This window comes from Streptomyces sp. NPDC104307 (genome assembly GCF_055584045.1).
Genome location: NZ_JBVJMU010000001.1, coordinates 1,366,759 through 1,382,537 on the forward strand (window position 1 = coordinate 1,366,759; position 15,779 = coordinate 1,382,537).

The following is a 15,779-nucleotide window of genomic DNA, read 5'->3' on the forward strand; positions in this document are numbered from 1 at the left end:
AGCTGTGGAGGAGCCCGGGTCAGCTGCCGGTGAGGTGTTCGGGGCGTACCGGCGTCCGGTCGAGCTCCAGTCCCGTCGCGTTCCGGATCGCCGCGAGGACGGCCGGGGTGGACGACAGGGTGGGGGCCTCACCGATGCCACGGAGCCCGTACGGGGCGTGGTCGTCGGCGAGTTCGAGCACATCGACCGGGATGGTCGGGGTGTCGAGGATGGTGGGCAGGAGGTAGTCCGTGAAGGAGGGGTTGCGCACCTTCGCGGTCTTCGGGTCGACGATGATCTCCTCCATGACGGCGATGCCCATGCCCTGGAGGGTGCCGCCCTGGATCTGCCCGAGGACGGAGAGCGGGTTGAGCGCCTTGCCGACGTCCTGGGCGCAGGCCAGTTCGATGACCTTGACCAGACCGAGTTCGGTGTCGACCTCGACGACGGCGCGGTGCGCGGCGAAGGAGTACTGGACGTGGCCGTTGCCCTGTCCGGTACGCAGGTCGAAGGCCTCGGTGGGGCGGTGGCGCCACTCCAGCTCGACGTCGACCGTCTCGTCCTCCAGTACGTCGGCCAGATCGGCCAGCACCTCGCCGCCGTCGGTGACGACCTTGCCGCCCTCCAGGAGGAGTTCGGCGGTGGCCCAGGCGGGGTGGTAGGTGCCGAACTTGCGGCGGCCGATCTCCAGGACCTGTTCCCGGACGGCCTCGCAGGAGTTCTTCACGGCGCCGCCGGTGACGTACGTCTGCCGGGACGCGGAGGTCGAACCCGCCGAGCCGACGCGGGTGTCGGCCGGGTGGATAGTGACCTGGGAGACGCCGAGTTCGGTACGGGCGATCTGGGCGTGCACGGTGACACCGCCCTGACCGACCTCCGCCATGGCGGTGTGCACGGTCGCGACGGGTTCGCCGCCGATGACCTCCATGCGGACCCGGGCGGTGGAGTAGTCGTCGAAGCCCTCGGAGAAGCCGACGTTCTTCAGCCCGACCGCGTAGCCGACACCGCGTACGACGCCCTCGCCGTGGGTGGTGTTGGAGAGTCCGCCGGGCAGTGCGCGGACATCGGGCTGCTCGCCGGCGCTCTCCCACTGGCGCTCCGGCGGCAGCGGCCTGGCCTTGACCCGGCGCAGCAGCTCGGCGACCGGGGCGGGTGAGTCGACCACCTGGCCGGTCGGCAGCAGGGTGCCCTGTTCCATGGCGTTGAGCTGCCTGAACTCGACGGGGTCCATGCCCAGTTCGGCGGCGACCTTGTCCATCTGCGCCTCGTAGGCGAAGCAGGCCTGGACGGCTCCGAAGCCGCGCATCGCACCGCAGGGCGGGTTGTTGGTGTAGAGCGCGACCGCCTCGATGTCGACGTCCTCGATGACGTACGGGCCGACGGCCAGCGAGGAGGCGTTGCCGACGACGGCCGGGGAGGCGGAGGCGTAGGCGCCGCCGTCCAGCACGATGCGGCACTTCATGTGGGTGAGCTTGCCGTCACGGGTGGCGCCGTGCTCGTAGTGGAGCCGGGCCGGGTGGCGGTGGACGTGCCCGAAGAAGGACTCGAAGCGGTTGTAGACGATCTTGACGGGCTTGCCGGTGCGCAGCGCCAGCAGGCAGGCGTGGATCTGCATCGACAGGTCCTCGCGGCCGCCGAAGGCGCCGCCGACGCCGGAGAGCGTCATGCGGACCTTGTCCTCCGGCAGTCCGAGCACGGGCGCGATCTGGCGGAGGTCGGAGTGCAGCCACTGGGTGGCCACGTACAGGTCGACGCCGCCGTCCTCCGACGGCACGGCGAGACCGGACTCGGGGCCGAGGAACGCCTGGTCCTGCATGCCGAAGTAGTAGTCACCGGTGACGATCACGTCGGCCCGCGCCTTGGCCGCCTCCGCGTCGCCCCGGACGATCGGCTGGCGGTGGACGATGTTGGGGTGCGGTACGTGCCCGATGTGGTGGTCGTCGCGGCCCTCGTGGAGGAGCGGCGCGCCCTCGGCGGTCGCGGAGGCCTCGTCGGTGACGACGGGCAGCTCGCGGTAGTCGATCTTGATCTTGGCGGCGGCGCGGCGGGCCGTCTCCGGGTGGTCGGCGGCGACGAGCGCGACGGGCTCGCCGTGGTGGCGGACCCGGCCGTGGGCGAGGACGGGGGTGTCCTGGATCTCCAGGCCGTAGTTCTTCACCTCGGTCGGCAGGTCGTCGTAGGTGAGCACGGAGTAGACGCCGGAGGTGGCGAGCGCCTCCGAGATGTCGATCGAGACGATCTCGGCGTGCGCGACGGTGGAGCGCAGCGTGTGGCCCCAGAGCATGTCCTCGTGCCACATGTCGGAGGAGTACGCGAACTCGCCGGTGACCTTCAGGATGCCGTCGGGGCGCAGCGTGGACTCGCCGATGCCGCCCTTGGTGCGGGTGCCCTGGTTGATGTTGGTGGGGGAACCGGTAACGCCCATGGCTAGACCGTCTCTTCCGCGCGGGCGGCCGCGAGGCGGACCGCGTCGAGGATCTTCTCGTAGCCGGTGCAGCGGCAGAGGTTGCCGGAGAGCGCCTCGCGGATGTCCGCGTCGGAGGGCTCCGGGGTGCGCTCCAGCAGTTCGTCGGCGGCGACCAGCAGACCGGGGGTGCAGAAGCCGCACTGGACGGCTCCGGCGTCGATGAACGCCTGCTGGATCGGGGAGAGTTCACCGGTGTCCCGGGTCTCCTCGCCGGTCGGCTTGGCCTTCCAGCGCTGTGCCTGGTCGACCGTGGTGCCGCAGGCGCCCGAGGCGCAGCCGGTGCCGGGGTGGGCCTCGGAGCGGTGGGCGGCGAAGTCTGCGAGGCCCTCTACGGTGACGACCTCGCGGCCCTCGACCTGGCCGGCGGCGACCAGGCAGGAGCAGACCGGGACGCCGTCGAGGCGGACGGTGCAGGAGCCGCACTCGCCCTGCTCGCAGGCGTTCTTGGAGCCGGGCAGGCCCATCCGCTCACGCAGCACGTAGAGGAGGGACTCGCCCTCCCAGACGTCGTCGGCCTCGTGACGGCGGCCGTTGACCGTGAAATTGACGCGCATGATCAGGCGGCTCCTTCGGTGCTGCGGCCGTTGCCGCGGTACGACTCCCAGGTCCAGCCGAGTGTCCGGCGGGCCATGATCCCGACCGCGTGCCTGCGATAGCTCGCGGTGCCGCGCACGTCGTCGATCGGGTTGCAGGCGGCCGCGGCGAGCGTGGCGAACTGCTTGGCGACGGACGGAGTGATGATCGTGCGGCTCTCCCAGAACCCGCCCTCCTCCAGGGCGGCGTTCAGGAATTCCTCGGCCTCCTTGGCCCGTACGGGTGTCGGGGCGGCGGAGCCGATGCCGGTACGGACCGTGCGGGTCTCGGGGTGCAGGGCCAGTCCGAAGGCGCAGACGGCGATGACCATCGCGTTGCGGGTGCCGACCTTGGAGTACTGCTGGGGCCCGTCGGCCTTCTTGATGTGCACGGCCCGGATCAGCTCGTCCGGTTCGAGCGCGTTGCGCTTGACGCCCGTGTAGAAGGCGTCGATGGGGATCAGCCGGGTGCCGCGTACGGACTCGGCCTCCACCTCCGCGCCCGCGGCGAGCAGCGCCGGGTGCGCGTCCCCTGCGGGCGAGGCTGTGCCCAGGTTGCCGCCGACGCCGCCCCGGTTGCGGATCTGCGGCGAGGCGACGGTGTGCGAGGCGAGCGCCAGTCCCGGCAGCTCGGCCCGCAGGTGCTCCATGATGGCGCTGTACGGGACCGAGGCACCGAGCCGTACGTTCTCCTGGCCCACCTCCCACTCGGACAGCTCACCGATGCGGTTCAGGTCCAGGAGGTACTCGGGCCGCCGGTGGTCGAAGTTGATCTCGACCATCACATCGGTGCCGCCCGCGATGGGCACAGCCGTGGGGTGCTCGGCCTTGGCGGCGAGCGCCTCCTCCCAGCTGGCGGGGCGAAGGAAGTCCATGAGTGGCTCTCTTCTTCTCATTCGGTCGTTCGCTGGGCTGGGGACGGCCGGCCCTCGACTTGTTCATGTCTTGTTAACGCGGTGTGTGGCCCAGTACACAAGCCCTGCTCCACCTGGTGCAGTCACCGAAACCATGAAGGAGTTGGCTGGTCCTCGTCCTCGTCTTGTAGATTCGAACGAATGACGGGTCTCTGTGACCTCACCGCAACACCCAGTTTTCCCCCGTACCAACGAATGAGATCGGCGGCGACGAGATGCGGCTGCGCGCACTGCTGGACACCGACGCGCTGGGCCTGCGGCTGCTCGGCGGCGACGACGAGCTGGACCGTTCGGTCCGGGGCGTGATGACCACCGATCTGCGGGATCCCAGCCGCTATCTGACCGGTGGCGAGCTGGTGCTGACGGGCCTGGCCTGGCACCGGGGCGCGGCGGACTCGGAGCCGTTCGTGCGGATCCTGGCGGGCGCCGGGGTCGCCGGGCTCGCGGCGGGTGAGGCGGAGCTCGGCGACATCCCGGACGATCTGGTCGAGGCGTGCGCGCGGCACCGGCTGCCGCTCTTCGCCGTCAACGAGACCGTCGCGTTCGCAACGATCACCGAGTACGTGGTCCGCCAGGTGTCGGGCGAGCGCGCCGGGGACCTGGCGGCGGTCGTCGACCGGCACCGCCGGCTGATGACCTCGGGACCGGCGGGCGGCGGCCCCGAGGTGGTCCTCGACCTGCTCGGCTCCGACCTCGATCTCCAGGCCTGGGTGCTCTCGCCCACCGGCCGGCAGATCGCGGGCGCGGGCGCGCCGCTGCCCGGTCCGGCCGCCGCGGAGCTGGCCGGTGTGCACCTGGCCTCGGTCCGCACCGGCCGCCGCGCCCCCTACCGGGCGGCGATCGGCGGGGTGGCGTATTCGCTCTTCCCGATCCGGAACAACAGCAGGAGCGCCGGGCCGGCCTCCCGCGATGTGCGCGAAACGGTGCTCTCCGACTGGCTGCTCGCCGTCGAGGCCGACGCGAGCGACTGGCCGGCCGCCCGGCTCGATCTGCTCCAGGGCGTCACCCAGCTGATCGCCGTCGAGCGGGACCGGCGGGACGCGGCCCGTACGGTACGCCGCCGGCTCGCCCAGGAGGTCCTCGAACTGGTCCAGGCCGGTGCCCCGCCCGCCGAGATCGCGGCCAGGCTGCGGGTGGCCGCTCCGGTCCTGCTGCCCGGCCTCGGCTCCGCGCCGCACTGGCAGGTGGTGGTGGCCCGGGTCGACTGGGACGAGCAGGACGCGCCCGGCTCCCCCGGGTCCGGAGTGGCGGGCGGCCCGGTCGCCCAGGCCCTGCTGGAGGAGATCCTCGTCGACCCGGCCGTGACCGGGCCCGACTCCGCGGACCGGATCGCGGTCGCGCACTCCGGCGACGAGGCCGTCGCGCTGGTGCCGCTGCCCGCCGTCGCGCTGCCGGACGGGGAAGCGGACGACGCCGCGGACCCGGAGGGCCAGGAGCCTTCCGGCGAGGACCCCGCGCTCCACGCCGACGTCCTGCTCGCCGCCGTCGGCGCACCGCTCGCCGCGGGGCTGGCCGACGACGGCCGGCTGACCCTGGGCGTCAGCGCCTCCGTGCACTCGCCCGAGGGGCTGCGCGGCGCGCTGGAGGAGGCCAGGCACGCCCGCCGGGTGGCGGCGGCCCGTCCGGGGCGGGTCTGCGCGGCCGGCCACCACGAGCTGGCTTCGCACGTGCTGCTGCTGCCGTTCGTCCCGGACGACGTGCGCCGCGCGTTCACCGCACGGCTGCTCGACCCCTTGCGGGACTACGACCGGCGGCACCGCGCGGAGCTGATCCCGACCCTGGAGTCCTTCCTGGACTGCGACGGTTCGTGGACCCGCTGCGCGGCCCGGCTGCATCTGCACGTCAACACGCTGCGCTACCGGATCGGGCGAATCGAGCAGTTGACGGGGCGTGATCTCTCGCGCCTGGAGGACAAGCTCGATTTCTTCCTCGCCCTGCGTATGAGCTGATTCCCGGGGGCTCCCGCGCTCCCCGGCTGCTTCCATGGGCTTCGGCCGATTGTGAAAAGTTTCACCTGACATTGCCTCGACCTCTTGGCCCGGCGTGCCTTTCCGTGCTGTGATGCGGCCAGACTCAGAGCGTCCGGCCGTCGCGGGTGCACCGCCTGGTGGACGGACACTCTCCACAGCTCAATGGTGCGCTCGGGGAGGGCAATGTGGCGTATACCGCCATGTCTGGTTCCGGAACGACAGCAGATGACGATCCGCCGCTCCAGACAGCCGTATGGCGGTTGCGGTCCCGCGCCTGTTGGACGGATGCCGCCGCGCTGCTCGAACACGATGCCGCCACCGATCCGGCCGTGGCGCTCCAGCGGACGGCCCTGCTGACCGAGCGGTGCCTGTACGCGGGACAGGGCTGGACCGAGGCCGAGGACGCACTGCGCACCGCGGAGGCCCTGGCCCACGACGACGCCGAGCGCGGGGCCGCCGCCTGCGAGCGCGGGCACCTCGCGTACGCCTCGACGCTGCTCGGCGTGCGGGACCGGGCCGACGAGGCCCGGGTGGCGCTGAGCCGGGCCGCGGCGCTGCTGTCCCCGGCCGCACCGGGCCGTCCGCTGCTGGACTTCCGGCGGGGCCTGATCGCGCAGAACATCGCGGATTCGCCGCAGGCCGCGCGCGCCGCGTACCGCAGGGCGCATGCCGGTGCCACCGCACAGGGCGACGAACTGCTCCTCTCCTCGACCTGGCGCCATCTCGCCCTGATCGCGCTGCGCGAGGGCGAGCTGGCGGAGGCCAGGCACGGCTTCGCGGAGTCCCTGCGGATAAGGGAGGAGCTGGGCTATCTCGTCGGTACGGCCCCGGCGCTCATCGCCATGGCGGACGCCGAACCCGAACCGGAGGCGGCGACCCGGCTGCGCGCCGAGGCGGGCAGGCTCTTCCGGCTGCTCGGCGGCGTACCGACCTGGCTGGCCCCGCACATCGACCCGCCGGGACCGGAGACCGCGGAGGCGAACTGAGGCCGTGCCCGGGGGGCCCGGCCGCAGCTGCCGGAATCAGCCCCCGGAACCGGCGAAGTGCTCCCGTACCAGCGACTGCACGACCACCACGTCCTGGGCGATCAGCGCGTCCAGGAGCGCGGTGTGCTCGGAGGCGTCCGCCAGCAGGTCTGCGCGGCGGGCGGGCGGATTGGTCTCCAGGGGCCACTGGGAGCGGCGGTGCAGCTCGTCGGCCACCGCGACGAGCTGGGTGTTGCCGGAGAGGGCGAGCACCGCTCCGTGGAAGGCCCGGTCGGCCTCCGCGTAACTGGCGCGGTCACCGACGGCCGCCGCCGCCACGGTGGCGTCGGCCAGCGGGCGCAGGGCGCACCAGCCCGCGGGCTCCACGCTGCGGGCGAGCCGGAGCATGACGGGGACCTCGATCAGCGCCCGTACCTCCGCGAGCTCGGCCAGCTCGTGCGGGCCGCGCTCGGAGACCCGGAAGCCCCGGTTCGGCACCACCTCTACGGCCCCTTCGCCGGCCAGCTGCTGCATCGCCTCGCGGACCGGGGTCGCGGAGACGCCGAAGCGGGCGCCGAGGGCGGGGGCGGAGTAGACCTGCCCGGGGATCAGCTCGCCGTCGACGAGGGCGGCGCGCAGGGCGTCCAGGATCTGGCCGCGCACGGAGTGCCGCCGCACCACGGGCCGGGGCGGGGACGGCTCGCCGTGGGTGTGCTCGCCGCGGGCCTGTTCGGGGACCCGGACGGAGGAGTGGGCGGTCACGGAGGCGACGGACGCGTACGACGGCCGCACCTCCTCACACCCTCTGCCCTGCTCCACGGCTGCCTCCTCTGACCTGCGGGCACAGCTCGCCCGCGCCGTGTCCTTTGTGCACGATAGGCGGAGGAGGCCGCAGTTCAAACATCGATCAGGTCGGGTAAGGTAAGGCTTACCTCTAAACGATCGCGATACGGTGGTCCGCGCATGCCCCTCCCCGCCCTGCTCCCCGCCCCGCTCCCCGCAGCGGCGTCCTCGGCCGTGACCGGGGCGTACGCGCGTCTGGCCGAGGTCTTCCCGGGGCTCCGCGCAGAGGTGCTCACGGACGGCGAGTCCGCCCCGGACGGCGTCGGCTGGGTCGGCGCGCACGAGCTGGCTGCCGGTGGCGCCGCGCTGGACACCTTCCTCGCCTGGGACAACGCGCAGGTCCTGCGGGACTACGGACAGCAGGCCCGGCCCGACGTGGTCGCCAGCTTCGGACTGCACCGCTATGCCTGGCCCGCCTGTCTGCTGGTGACCGTGCCGTGGTTCCTGCACCGGCGGGTGCCGAGGATCCCGGTCGAGGATGTCGCCTTCCAGCGGGCATCGGGCCATCTCACCCTCCGGGTAAGGGAGTTCGCCTGCCTGCCCGACGATCCGGCGGCGGCGCTGCCGGGCGCCCGAGTGGTGGCGGACGAGTCCGCGCTGCGCGCTGAGGTCCTCGCCTCCGTGGCCGAACACCTCGGGCCGGTGCTCGACGGGTTCGGGCCGAGGATGCGGCGCGGAAAGCGGGCCCTGTGGGGGATGGCGACCGACGAGGTCGTCGAGGGCCTCTGGTACATCGCCCACCTCCTGGGCGAGGAGCGGCGCGCCATGGCCGAGCTGGAGGCCCTCCTGCCCGGCACCACGAAGCCGTACGTCGGCACGGCGGGCTTCCGCGAACTGACCGGCCCGGACGGCGAGTCACTGCCCACCAGGGACCGGGCGAGCTGCTGCCTCTTCTACACGCTGCGGCCGGAGGACACCTGTGTCACCTGCCCGCGCACCTGCGATGCCGACCGCATCCAGAAGCTGACACCCGCTCCCTGATCCACACCTCCCGCAAGGGTGACGTGAATCGAACACAACTGCCCCGCCACCGAGGGGCGTTCGACCAGATCGCGGAAATCCACCGGCTCAGCCACCCCATTGGCGTTCACTTGCCCCGAAACGGCCAGGACTTGAGCGAATCTCCGCCACGATGGCGCCCGAAACGCCCTACGTGACGCAAGGGACCGCGCATGAGACTGACCGACATATCGCTCGACTGGCTGCTTCCGGGCGCCGTGCTGCTCGCGGGAGTCATGGCGGCGGTGGCGGTGGCGCTGGTCGCACGCGGCAAGCGCGCCGCCGAGACATCTGCGGCCGACGACACCTGGGAACGCAGCGAGGACCGCCGCAGACGCAAGGAAGCGCTGTACGCCACGGCTTCGTACGTTCTGCTGTTCTGCTGCGCGGCGGTCGCCGCCGCGCTCTCCTTCCACGGGCTCGTCGGCTTCGGCCGGCAGAACCTCGGCCTCGCCGGGGGCTGGGAGTACCTGGTCCCCTTCGGCCTCGACGGGGCAGCGATGTTCTGCTCCGTGCTCGCCGTACGGGAGGCCAGCCACGGCGACGCGGCGCTCGGCTCCCGGCTGCTGGTGTGGACCTTCGCGGGCGCCGCCGCCTGGTTCAACTGGGTGCACGCACCGCGCGGCCTGAGCCACGCGGGCGCCCCGCACTTCTTCGCCGGGATGTCGCTCTCGGCGGCCGTGCTCTTCGACCGGGCGCTGAAGCAGACCCGGGTCGCCGCGCTGCGCGAGCAGGGCCTGGTGCCCCGTCCGCTGCCGCAGATCCGGATCGTGCGGTGGCTGCGCGCGCCCCGGGAGACCTTCGGCGCCTGGTCGCTGATGCTCCTGGAGGGCGTCCGCACCCTGGACGAGGCGGTCGACGAGGTACGCGAGGACCGCAGGGAACACGAGCAGAACCGTCTCCGCAGAAAGGATCAGGAGAAACTGGACCGGGCCCAGATCAAGGCCCTGAACCGGCAGAACCGGGCCTGGGGCCGGGTGGGCCGGGGCAGCGCCCAGGTGGACGTCCAGGCCCTCACCGCCTCGACGGGCTCCGCACAGTCCGTCGCGGAGCCCGCCATATCCGAGCCGGGTCAGCTGCCCCTGCGACCCCGGCCATCCCTGCAAGCCGTCACCGGCTCCAGCTCCAAGAACGCCCCGGATCCGAGCACGACTGATCCGAGAGCGGTCGACCTCAGCGTGGAGGACGACGACACCCAGGCCCTGCCCCGGCTCGATACGCTGGAGCAGAAACTGAAGGACCTGGAGCAGCAGTTCGGCTGACCCCCGGGGGTCGGCCGGCAGGCCGGCACGGTCACGGCCGCGAGGCCGGCGCCGCTTCGGCCGACGGCTCAGAACAGCGGCTCAGCACAGCGGCTCAGCACAGTTGGCGATGAACGGCCCTGACCATCCGACCGATGGTCAGGGCCGTTCGCCGTCCAGCTCGAACCAGACCACCTTGCCGAGTGCCTTCGGACTGATCCCCCAGGCGTCCGCGAGGCTCTCCACCAGGATCAGCCCCCTGCCGTGCGTACCGTCGTCGGCGTTCGGTACGTGCGACACGGGCATCCCCGGTACAAAGTCCCTCACCTCCACCCGGAGCTTCTGCGGCGCGACGCTGACGGCGACGACCGCGCCCTCGTCCGTGTGGACCAGTGCGTTGGTCACCAGTTCGCTGAGCAGCAGCTCGGCCACCTGGGCGGGCTCCTCCTTCCAGCGGTATCTCAGTAATTCCCGTACGGCACACCGCACTTCGGATACCGCTGCCAGATCGGCTCCGCACAGTCTGCGATGCAGCCGGCCCATTTCCTGACGCTCCATCGTCTCCCCCGCCCGCACAGTGAATCGCCCCCTTCTCGTCGAATGCGTTTCACGCAATGCATGCCCCGCCCACGGGCCGTCACGCTTTCCCGGACGTCAATGAGTGCGGAACCACGGAGTCCGGGAGGAACCGGTGGCGCGGGGTGGATCTTCCGCCGTTCAGGTTAACTTGCGAAAAATTCACAGCAGTTGGCGTTGACGGGACAGCATCTACGCGCGTCATCATGGTGGGTATGCGAATCCCCCCACGGATCACCACGCTCGGCGGCGTCGCCGCCCTCCTGTCCGTCCTCTTCGTCGGCGGCCCTGTCGCCGCGACCGCCACCGCGGCCCCCGCCTCGGTCGGTGACATCTGTTACTCCGCCCTTCCCTCCCAGGCGCACGACACCCTCGATCTCATCGACGAGGGTGGCCCGTTCCCCTACGACCAGGACGGTGTCGTCTTCCAGAACCGCGAAGGCGTCCTGCCCGGACAGAGCACCGGGTACTACCACGAGTACACCGTCATCACCCCTGGCGCCCCCACCCGTGGAGCACGCCGGATCGTGACCGGCGAGGAGACCCAGGAGGACTACTACACCTCCGACCACTACGAGACGTTCGACCTGGTCGACTTCGGCTGCTGAACCACCTCCCGGTCGGATCCGCGCCGCAGTCCCCCACCTGCGGCGCGGATCACTTCGTCCGGCTCAGTACCGCGCGCGGACCGGTCAGTACCGTGCGGAGACCGGTCAGTACTGTGCGGAGACCTTCACTCCGCCGAAGTCCCGCACGGCGTACAGGCTGATGTAGTGGGCGCCCTCGGCCGGATGCTCGACGGTCAGGGTGTGGGCGTTCCCGCTGCCGGTCGCCCGGGTGGTGTAGGCGTCCTTGGTGGCCCAGCCTGCGGCGTTGTAGTAGAGGTCGGCGTCCCCCGTGCCACCGCTCGTGGTGATCGTCAGCCGGGCGGTACCGGCGGGCACGTAGAGGTAGAGGTAGGAGTAGTTGCCCTTGGTGGCCTGCTGCCCGCTGCGAGCGCAGTTCTGGCCGAGTTCACGGCTGTCGGCGGCGGCGCACTCGGTGCCCGGCTCCGTGGGCGGGTTGGTGGTGGTGCCGCAGCTGCCCGCCGCGCAGGACGTCAGCCAGCTGTTCCAGTCGGCGTCGTAGCGGCTGCCGATGGTGGAGGTGAGGAGAGTGCGGGCGCCGTTCCAGTCACCGGTCCGGTAGAGGCCCAGCAGCTTGTCCACGTCGGCGCGGTGCGACTGGAGCATGTACCGGACGGCCAGGTAGCCCCAGTTGTAGACGCGGGTCTGGTCGGCGTTCTCGTACGTCGTGTCGAACAGGGTGCGCAGGGTGTAGGTGTGCGCGGCGGCCTGGGTGAGGGCGTCGTCGTAGGTGACGTCGCGGTAGCTGTAGGAGATGTACTCCGCGAAGCCCTCGACCCACCAGATGGTCGGTGTCGTGATGCCCGCCTCGAAGTCACCGGCCATGTCGAACCGGCCGTCGAGGTAGTGCGTGTACTCGTGGTTGAGGTTCCAGATCTGGAACTCGGGCCGGACCCACTCGGCCTCGTAGGCGATGAACCTCGGCTGGTTGCCGGCCGCGGCCGGGTCGCCTTCGAGGTACATGCCGCCGTTGTTGGTGTCGATGCCGTAGATGGCCCCGGCGTACGTCTGGTAGTCGGCGCTCGAATCGAAGACGACCACCTCGATGGTGCTGTTCCGGTCGTTGGCGACGGGTCCCTTGTCGCGCACCACCTCGTGGAAGTAGGCGTCCTGGTTGCGCAGGCTGGTGCAGGCGGTCGCGAGATCGCCGGAGGACATCTGCTGGGCCAGGATGCGAATGCTGTCGCTGCACGTGTAGTTGACCGGGAGGACGGCGCTCTTGAGGCGTGCCGAGAGGTCGCAGGTGCCGTAGGCGGAACAGTTGGCCGCGTCGTAGTAGTCGGTCATCTCCGCCAGCCCGACCCAGAGCGGCGCGGTGGTGCCGGTCATCGAGGTGCGGCCGAGCAGGTCGGTGACGAGCGGGCGGGCCTTGGGCCGCAGCGACTCCTCCTGGAGGAAGCGCGCCAGCTCGCGACCGGCGTTGGAGGTCAGGTACGACTTGTCCGTGCCGAGCAGGTTCAGATGGTCACGGGCGAATCCGGCGAGCGAGTCGAGCAGGCTCGGGTCCGCCTCCACGGCGCTGACGAACTCGGGCACCTGGTGGCCGCGGAAGGTCACGGTGTAGACGTTGTTGACCGCGTTGAGCATGTACCAGGAGCTGTCGTAGGAGGAGTTGTAGTCGGCGAGCAGGCGCTTGACGACATACAGGTAGCGGGCGTTCTGCTCGGCGCTGTCTATGAGGGTGACGGCCTCCGCCAGGGTCTCGCCGTTGGCGTCCGTGACATCACCCGCGTGCCCGGAGGCGAAGAAGCCGTCCAGCGCGCCCTGGATCGCGGTGCGCAGCGGGGCGCCGTAGCTGCCGACGGTGCCGGGGTCGTAGTACTGGACGTAGTAGCCGGCCCGCAGGAAGAGGACCAGCTGCGGCATGCCCGTGCTGCTGTCCCCGGGGTAGGCGGCCGATCCGTCGCGCATCGCGTTCGCGACGCTGACCATCTGGACCTCGCGGAAGGCGAGGTAGCCGTCGTTACCCTTGACGTTGAACAGGGTGTTGACGCAGTCGGTCGTCGATGACTTGATCTGCTGCACCAGCGCGCTGCCGGTCCGGCTGGTGAAGTCCGCGACGGAGCAGGCGGCTGCCGCGCCGGTGCCGGCCGACCTGGCGGCGGCGCGGGCCTTCGCCTTCATCGAGGGGGCGGGGTGGCTCGGCGCGGCGGTGTCCGGGGCGTCGTAGTCGCGCCGCAGCGCGTCCTTGGAAGCGGTCGTGGGCGGTCTGTCCGCAGGCTTGAGCGCCTTGTCGGCTATGTGGCCGGCGTCCTGGACGGGCGCGGTGAGGGCCTGTGCGGCGGGGCCGCCCGTTGCCGACGTGGCCGGGTCCGGGGCCTGGTCTGCGGCCTTGTGTGCGGCGGCCCGCACGCTCGCGGTCGCGGCGACGGAGGGGCGGACCTCCGCCGCCCGGCTCGGTGCCGCGAGCATGCCGACGCCAAGGCAGGCCGCCAGGGCCACGGTGGACAGTCCGGTGAATCTCTGACGAACCGATCGGTTCTTCACGTGCCGCCTCCCAGCGGAGTGGTGGCCGCGCGACGTTGCGCGGCCGTGGGGGATGGTGCGCGGTCGAGGTCGGGGGAGACCGGGCAGGGATGAACGTCTGGCATGAACACGACCTCAATCGCGACCGCCTGTACAATGGCACATGTCACATGTCCTTAGGAAGCGGTTGGGCCCGAATTCGTCTGCACGCCAACTCCGGCTATTGGAGCGAGACTTGCGGCGGATCACGCATACGGAGCCGGACATGGCGACGGACCCGGACGACGCGTCGCGTCCGGGTCAGGCGCTCGCCGGGGAGCGGTGGGGGTTCGGCGGTGTCAGGCCTTCGTGCCGTCGGCCCACAGGGACCGGACGTGCGACATATGGGCGAGCATGCAGGCCTCGGCGCCAGGGGCGTCCCCGGCGATGACCAGATCCAGCAGCTGCACGTGCTCCTCTGCGGAGGCGGTCAACTGACCTGACTCGGAAAGCCTGTTGAGCCCGTACAGGCGGGAGCGCTTGCGCAGTTCACCGACCTCCTCGACCAGCCGGCGGTTCCCGGCCAGCCCGAGCAGGGCGAGGTGGAAGCGGCGGTCCGCCTCCAGGTAGCCCAGGATGTCGTGCCGTCGCGCGGCCTCGACGATCTCCTTCGCGACGGGGCGCAGCGCCTCCAGCTCCACCGTCAGCCCCATCCGCGCGATCCTGCCGACGGTGGGGACCTCGATCATGGCCCGGAGTTCGGTGAAGTCGTCGAGATCCTGATCGGTCAGTTCGGTGATCCGGAAGCCCTTGTTGCGGACGGCCTCGACGAGCCCCTCCCGGGCCAGATCGAGCATCGCCTCACGGACGGGCGTGGCGGAGACGCCGAACTCGGAGGCGAGCGCCGGAGCCGAGTAGATCGTGCCCGGCCTCAACTCACCGGCGATCAGGGCCGCCCGCAGCGCGTGCGCCACCTGGTCGCGCAGATGTTCCTGCGCCGAGATCGCGTTGAGCGACGTGAGGCGGGCCATGTCTGTCCTCCAGCACCGTGCGGAGACCCAGAATACAATGTGACGTTGTCATGGCACCGCCTAGCCTCGCGCTTTCATGAAGCGGGTTGCCCGAGGGCTGGTCCGGTAAGCGGAAACGCCTCTGAGCAGCAAGAATGAGGATTGCCGAGGTCCTTCTTCCTGCCACCGTCGGAGGCACTTCTCAGGTGAAGATGCGTATCGGTTCCTCTCCACGCGTCCGCATCGAGGGCGGCGGTCGGGCGGTTGTGGGCCGAAGCCCGCGAACGAGACTGGAAGCTGGCCAGGACGCGGCCCCAGACGTCGCAGGGCAGGTGACCGCGGACCTGGACGGGGTGCTCGTGCTGGCCCACTCCGGGAAGCAGAACGCCACCGCGATCCAGATGACCTTCGACGATCACAAAAGCAGCGACACCGGCAACGGCGAACCGGTCGCAGGTCTACTACGGTCCAGAAACGCGGGAAGCAACACCGCCGCCGACCACGTCACCATCACCCAACTCGCTCTGGCCCAGATCCCGAAGAAGTACCGGCGTCACGTGGGCAGCACGACACCCGCGTACTGACCACTGTCTGGCCTGGAGAGGAACACCCGGCGCGTCGACACCTCGATTTCCGTGACGACTACGACAATCTCCTCTCCGGCCTCGAAGACTTCTGCCGGACTCGCCGCAGGACGGCCGTCGATCTCTCTGAAGGGAACCAGCCCGAAAATCCCATCCCCGAGGTCGACAAAGACGCCGATAGGAACCGCCCTGTCAACCGTCCCACGGAATTCCTGGCCCACCACTGTCCGGTCGGCGAAAACCTGCAGGGGGTCGGGCTCCAGTACCTTCAAAGACAGTCTGGCCTCAGCGTTGTGGGTATCGTGCCCAATGAACTCGCACGAGACATGCTGCCCCACCTGAACAACATCGGTGGGATCATCGAAGCGCCGCCAGGACAGTTCGGGGATACCCAGGAAACCGACACCGGGCAGGGTGGGGTGCTCAGGCCCGTCGTCCAGGGCCACGAAGACCCCGAACCGTTCGATCGCCGCGACGGTGCCGGACAGGATGTCGCCGCGACGCAAGGACTCCAGGAACGACCAGAGTTCCGGGCTCTCAGTCTGCCAATCCATGTCCGCAACCCTGGCATACGGCGTCCTCCGCGCC

At 70.7% G+C, this 15,779-nt stretch carries 13 protein-coding genes and 1 pseudogene; 6 read left to right on the forward strand and 8 right to left on the reverse strand.

Translation table 11 applies throughout. The features are described from left to right. Positions 1-19: 19 nt before the first annotated feature. The 3 genes from ACZ601_RS05610 to ACZ601_RS05620 are packed head-to-tail and all read right to left on the reverse strand — an operon-like array spanning position 20 to position 3,893. Positions 20-2,404: a xanthine dehydrogenase family protein molybdopterin-binding subunit gene (locus ACZ601_RS05610; RefSeq protein WP_469533296.1), complete on the reverse strand. Its 2,385-nt coding sequence runs from the start codon at positions 2,402-2,404 to the stop codon at positions 20-22. A 2-nt stretch (positions 2,405-2,406) separates the two neighbouring features. Next, a complete protein-coding gene (locus ACZ601_RS05615) occupies positions 2,407-3,000 on the reverse strand; it encodes a (2Fe-2S)-binding protein (RefSeq protein ID WP_326656953.1) in 594 nt (197 codons plus the stop codon). 2 nt (positions 3,001-3,002) lie between these two features. After that, on the reverse strand, positions 3,003-3,893 hold the full coding sequence (locus tag ACZ601_RS05620; RefSeq protein WP_469533300.1) for an FAD binding domain-containing protein: 891 nt from the start codon (positions 3,891-3,893) through the stop codon (positions 3,003-3,005). Between the two features lie 254 nt (positions 3,894-4,147). On the opposite strand from ACZ601_RS05620, the gene ACZ601_RS05625 reads away from it, so the two are divergent. Together ACZ601_RS05625 and ACZ601_RS05630 are read left to right on the forward strand one after the other, a co-directional pair. Next, entirely contained in the window at positions 4,148-5,881 is a 1,734-nt protein-coding gene (locus ACZ601_RS05625; protein ID WP_469533303.1) for a PucR family transcriptional regulator, read from the forward strand. 221 nt (positions 5,882-6,102) lie between these two features. Continuing rightward, entirely contained in the window at positions 6,103-6,888 is a 786-nt protein-coding gene (locus tag ACZ601_RS05630) for a hypothetical protein (protein ID WP_440573683.1), read from the forward strand. A 36-nt stretch (positions 6,889-6,924) separates the two neighbouring features. On the opposite strand, the gene ACZ601_RS05635 is transcribed toward ACZ601_RS05630, so the two are convergent. Then, on the reverse strand, positions 6,925-7,686 hold the full coding sequence (locus ACZ601_RS05635) for a GntR family transcriptional regulator (RefSeq protein ID WP_469533306.1): 762 nt from the start codon (positions 7,684-7,686) through the stop codon (positions 6,925-6,927). 144 nt (positions 7,687-7,830) lie between these two features. Between ACZ601_RS05635 and ACZ601_RS05640 the strand changes: the two genes are divergently transcribed. Both ACZ601_RS05640 and ACZ601_RS05645 read left to right on the forward strand, forming a co-directional pair. Next, positions 7,831-8,691: a (2Fe-2S)-binding protein gene (locus ACZ601_RS05640; RefSeq protein WP_469533308.1), complete on the forward strand. Its 861-nt coding sequence runs from the start codon at positions 7,831-7,833 to the stop codon at positions 8,689-8,691. A 191-nt stretch (positions 8,692-8,882) separates the two neighbouring features. Then, on the forward strand, positions 8,883-9,971 hold the full coding sequence (locus tag ACZ601_RS05645) for a DUF2637 domain-containing protein (protein ID WP_469533310.1): 1,089 nt from the start codon (positions 8,883-8,885) through the stop codon (positions 9,969-9,971). A 138-nt stretch (positions 9,972-10,109) separates the two neighbouring features. On the opposite strand, the gene ACZ601_RS05650 is transcribed toward ACZ601_RS05645, so the two are convergent. Then, entirely contained in the window at positions 10,110-10,493 is a 384-nt protein-coding gene (locus tag ACZ601_RS05650; protein ID WP_469533887.1) for an ATP-binding protein, read from the reverse strand. A gap of 248 nt (positions 10,494-10,741) precedes the next feature. On the opposite strand from ACZ601_RS05650, the gene ACZ601_RS05655 reads away from it, so the two are divergent. Beyond that, a complete protein-coding gene (locus ACZ601_RS05655; RefSeq protein ID WP_469533312.1) occupies positions 10,742-11,134 on the forward strand; it encodes a guanyl-specific ribonuclease in 393 nt (130 codons plus the stop codon). Between the two features lie 105 nt (positions 11,135-11,239). Here ACZ601_RS05655 and ACZ601_RS05660 read toward each other — a convergent pair whose 3' ends face one another. Next, entirely contained in the window at positions 11,240-13,639 is a 2,400-nt protein-coding gene (locus ACZ601_RS05660) for a M9 family metallopeptidase (RefSeq protein ID WP_469533315.1), read from the reverse strand. A 317-nt stretch (positions 13,640-13,956) separates the two neighbouring features. Continuing rightward, entirely contained in the window at positions 13,957-14,628 is a 672-nt protein-coding gene (locus tag ACZ601_RS05665) for a GntR family transcriptional regulator (RefSeq protein ID WP_469533316.1), read from the reverse strand. A 252-nt stretch (positions 14,629-14,880) separates the two neighbouring features. Here ACZ601_RS05665 and ACZ601_RS05670 point away from each other — a divergent pair. Further along, positions 14,881-15,161, forward strand: a pseudogene (locus ACZ601_RS05670) (IS1380 family transposase); the annotation flags it as partial. On the opposite strand, the gene ACZ601_RS05675 reads toward ACZ601_RS05670, so the two are convergent. Then, positions 15,161-15,745: a S1 RNA-binding domain-containing protein gene (locus tag ACZ601_RS05675; protein ID WP_469533319.1), complete on the reverse strand. Its 585-nt coding sequence runs from the start codon at positions 15,743-15,745 to the stop codon at positions 15,161-15,163. The pseudogene ACZ601_RS05670 and the gene ACZ601_RS05675 overlap by 1 nt on opposite strands. Positions 15,746-15,779: the final 34 nt, after the last annotated feature.

Bases quoted from the DNA above. Each gene is read 5' to 3' on its own strand.
- ACZ601_RS05655 (WP_469533312.1), top strand. From the start codon at position 10,742: ATGCGAATCCCCCCACGGATCACCACGCTCGGCGGCGTCGCCGCCCTC.
- ACZ601_RS05610 (WP_469533296.1), bottom strand. From the start codon at position 2,404: ATGGGCGTTACCGGTTCCCCCACCAACATCAACCAGGGCACCCGCACC.
- ACZ601_RS05675 (WP_469533319.1), bottom strand. From the start codon at position 15,745: ATGGATTGGCAGACTGAGAGCCCGGAACTCTGGTCGTTCCTGGAGTCC.
- ACZ601_RS05625 (WP_469533303.1), top strand. From the start codon at position 4,148: ATGCGGCTGCGCGCACTGCTGGACACCGACGCGCTGGGCCTGCGGCTG.
- ACZ601_RS05620 (WP_469533300.1), bottom strand. From the start codon at position 3,893: ATGGACTTCCTTCGCCCCGCCAGCTGGGAGGAGGCGCTCGCCGCCAAG.
- ACZ601_RS05615 (WP_326656953.1), bottom strand. From the start codon at position 3,000: ATGCGCGTCAATTTCACGGTCAACGGCCGCCGTCACGAGGCCGACGAC.
- ACZ601_RS05665 (WP_469533316.1), bottom strand. From the start codon at position 14,628: ATGGCCCGCCTCACGTCGCTCAACGCGATCTCGGCGCAGGAACATCTG.
- ACZ601_RS05640 (WP_469533308.1), top strand. From the start codon at position 7,831: ATGCCCCTCCCCGCCCTGCTCCCCGCCCCGCTCCCCGCAGCGGCGTCC.
- ACZ601_RS05650 (WP_469533887.1), bottom strand. From the start codon at position 10,493: ATGGGCCGGCTGCATCGCAGACTGTGCGGAGCCGATCTGGCAGCGGTA.
- ACZ601_RS05645 (WP_469533310.1), top strand. From the start codon at position 8,883: ATGAGACTGACCGACATATCGCTCGACTGGCTGCTTCCGGGCGCCGTG.
- ACZ601_RS05630 (WP_440573683.1), top strand. From the start codon at position 6,103: ATGTCTGGTTCCGGAACGACAGCAGATGACGATCCGCCGCTCCAGACA.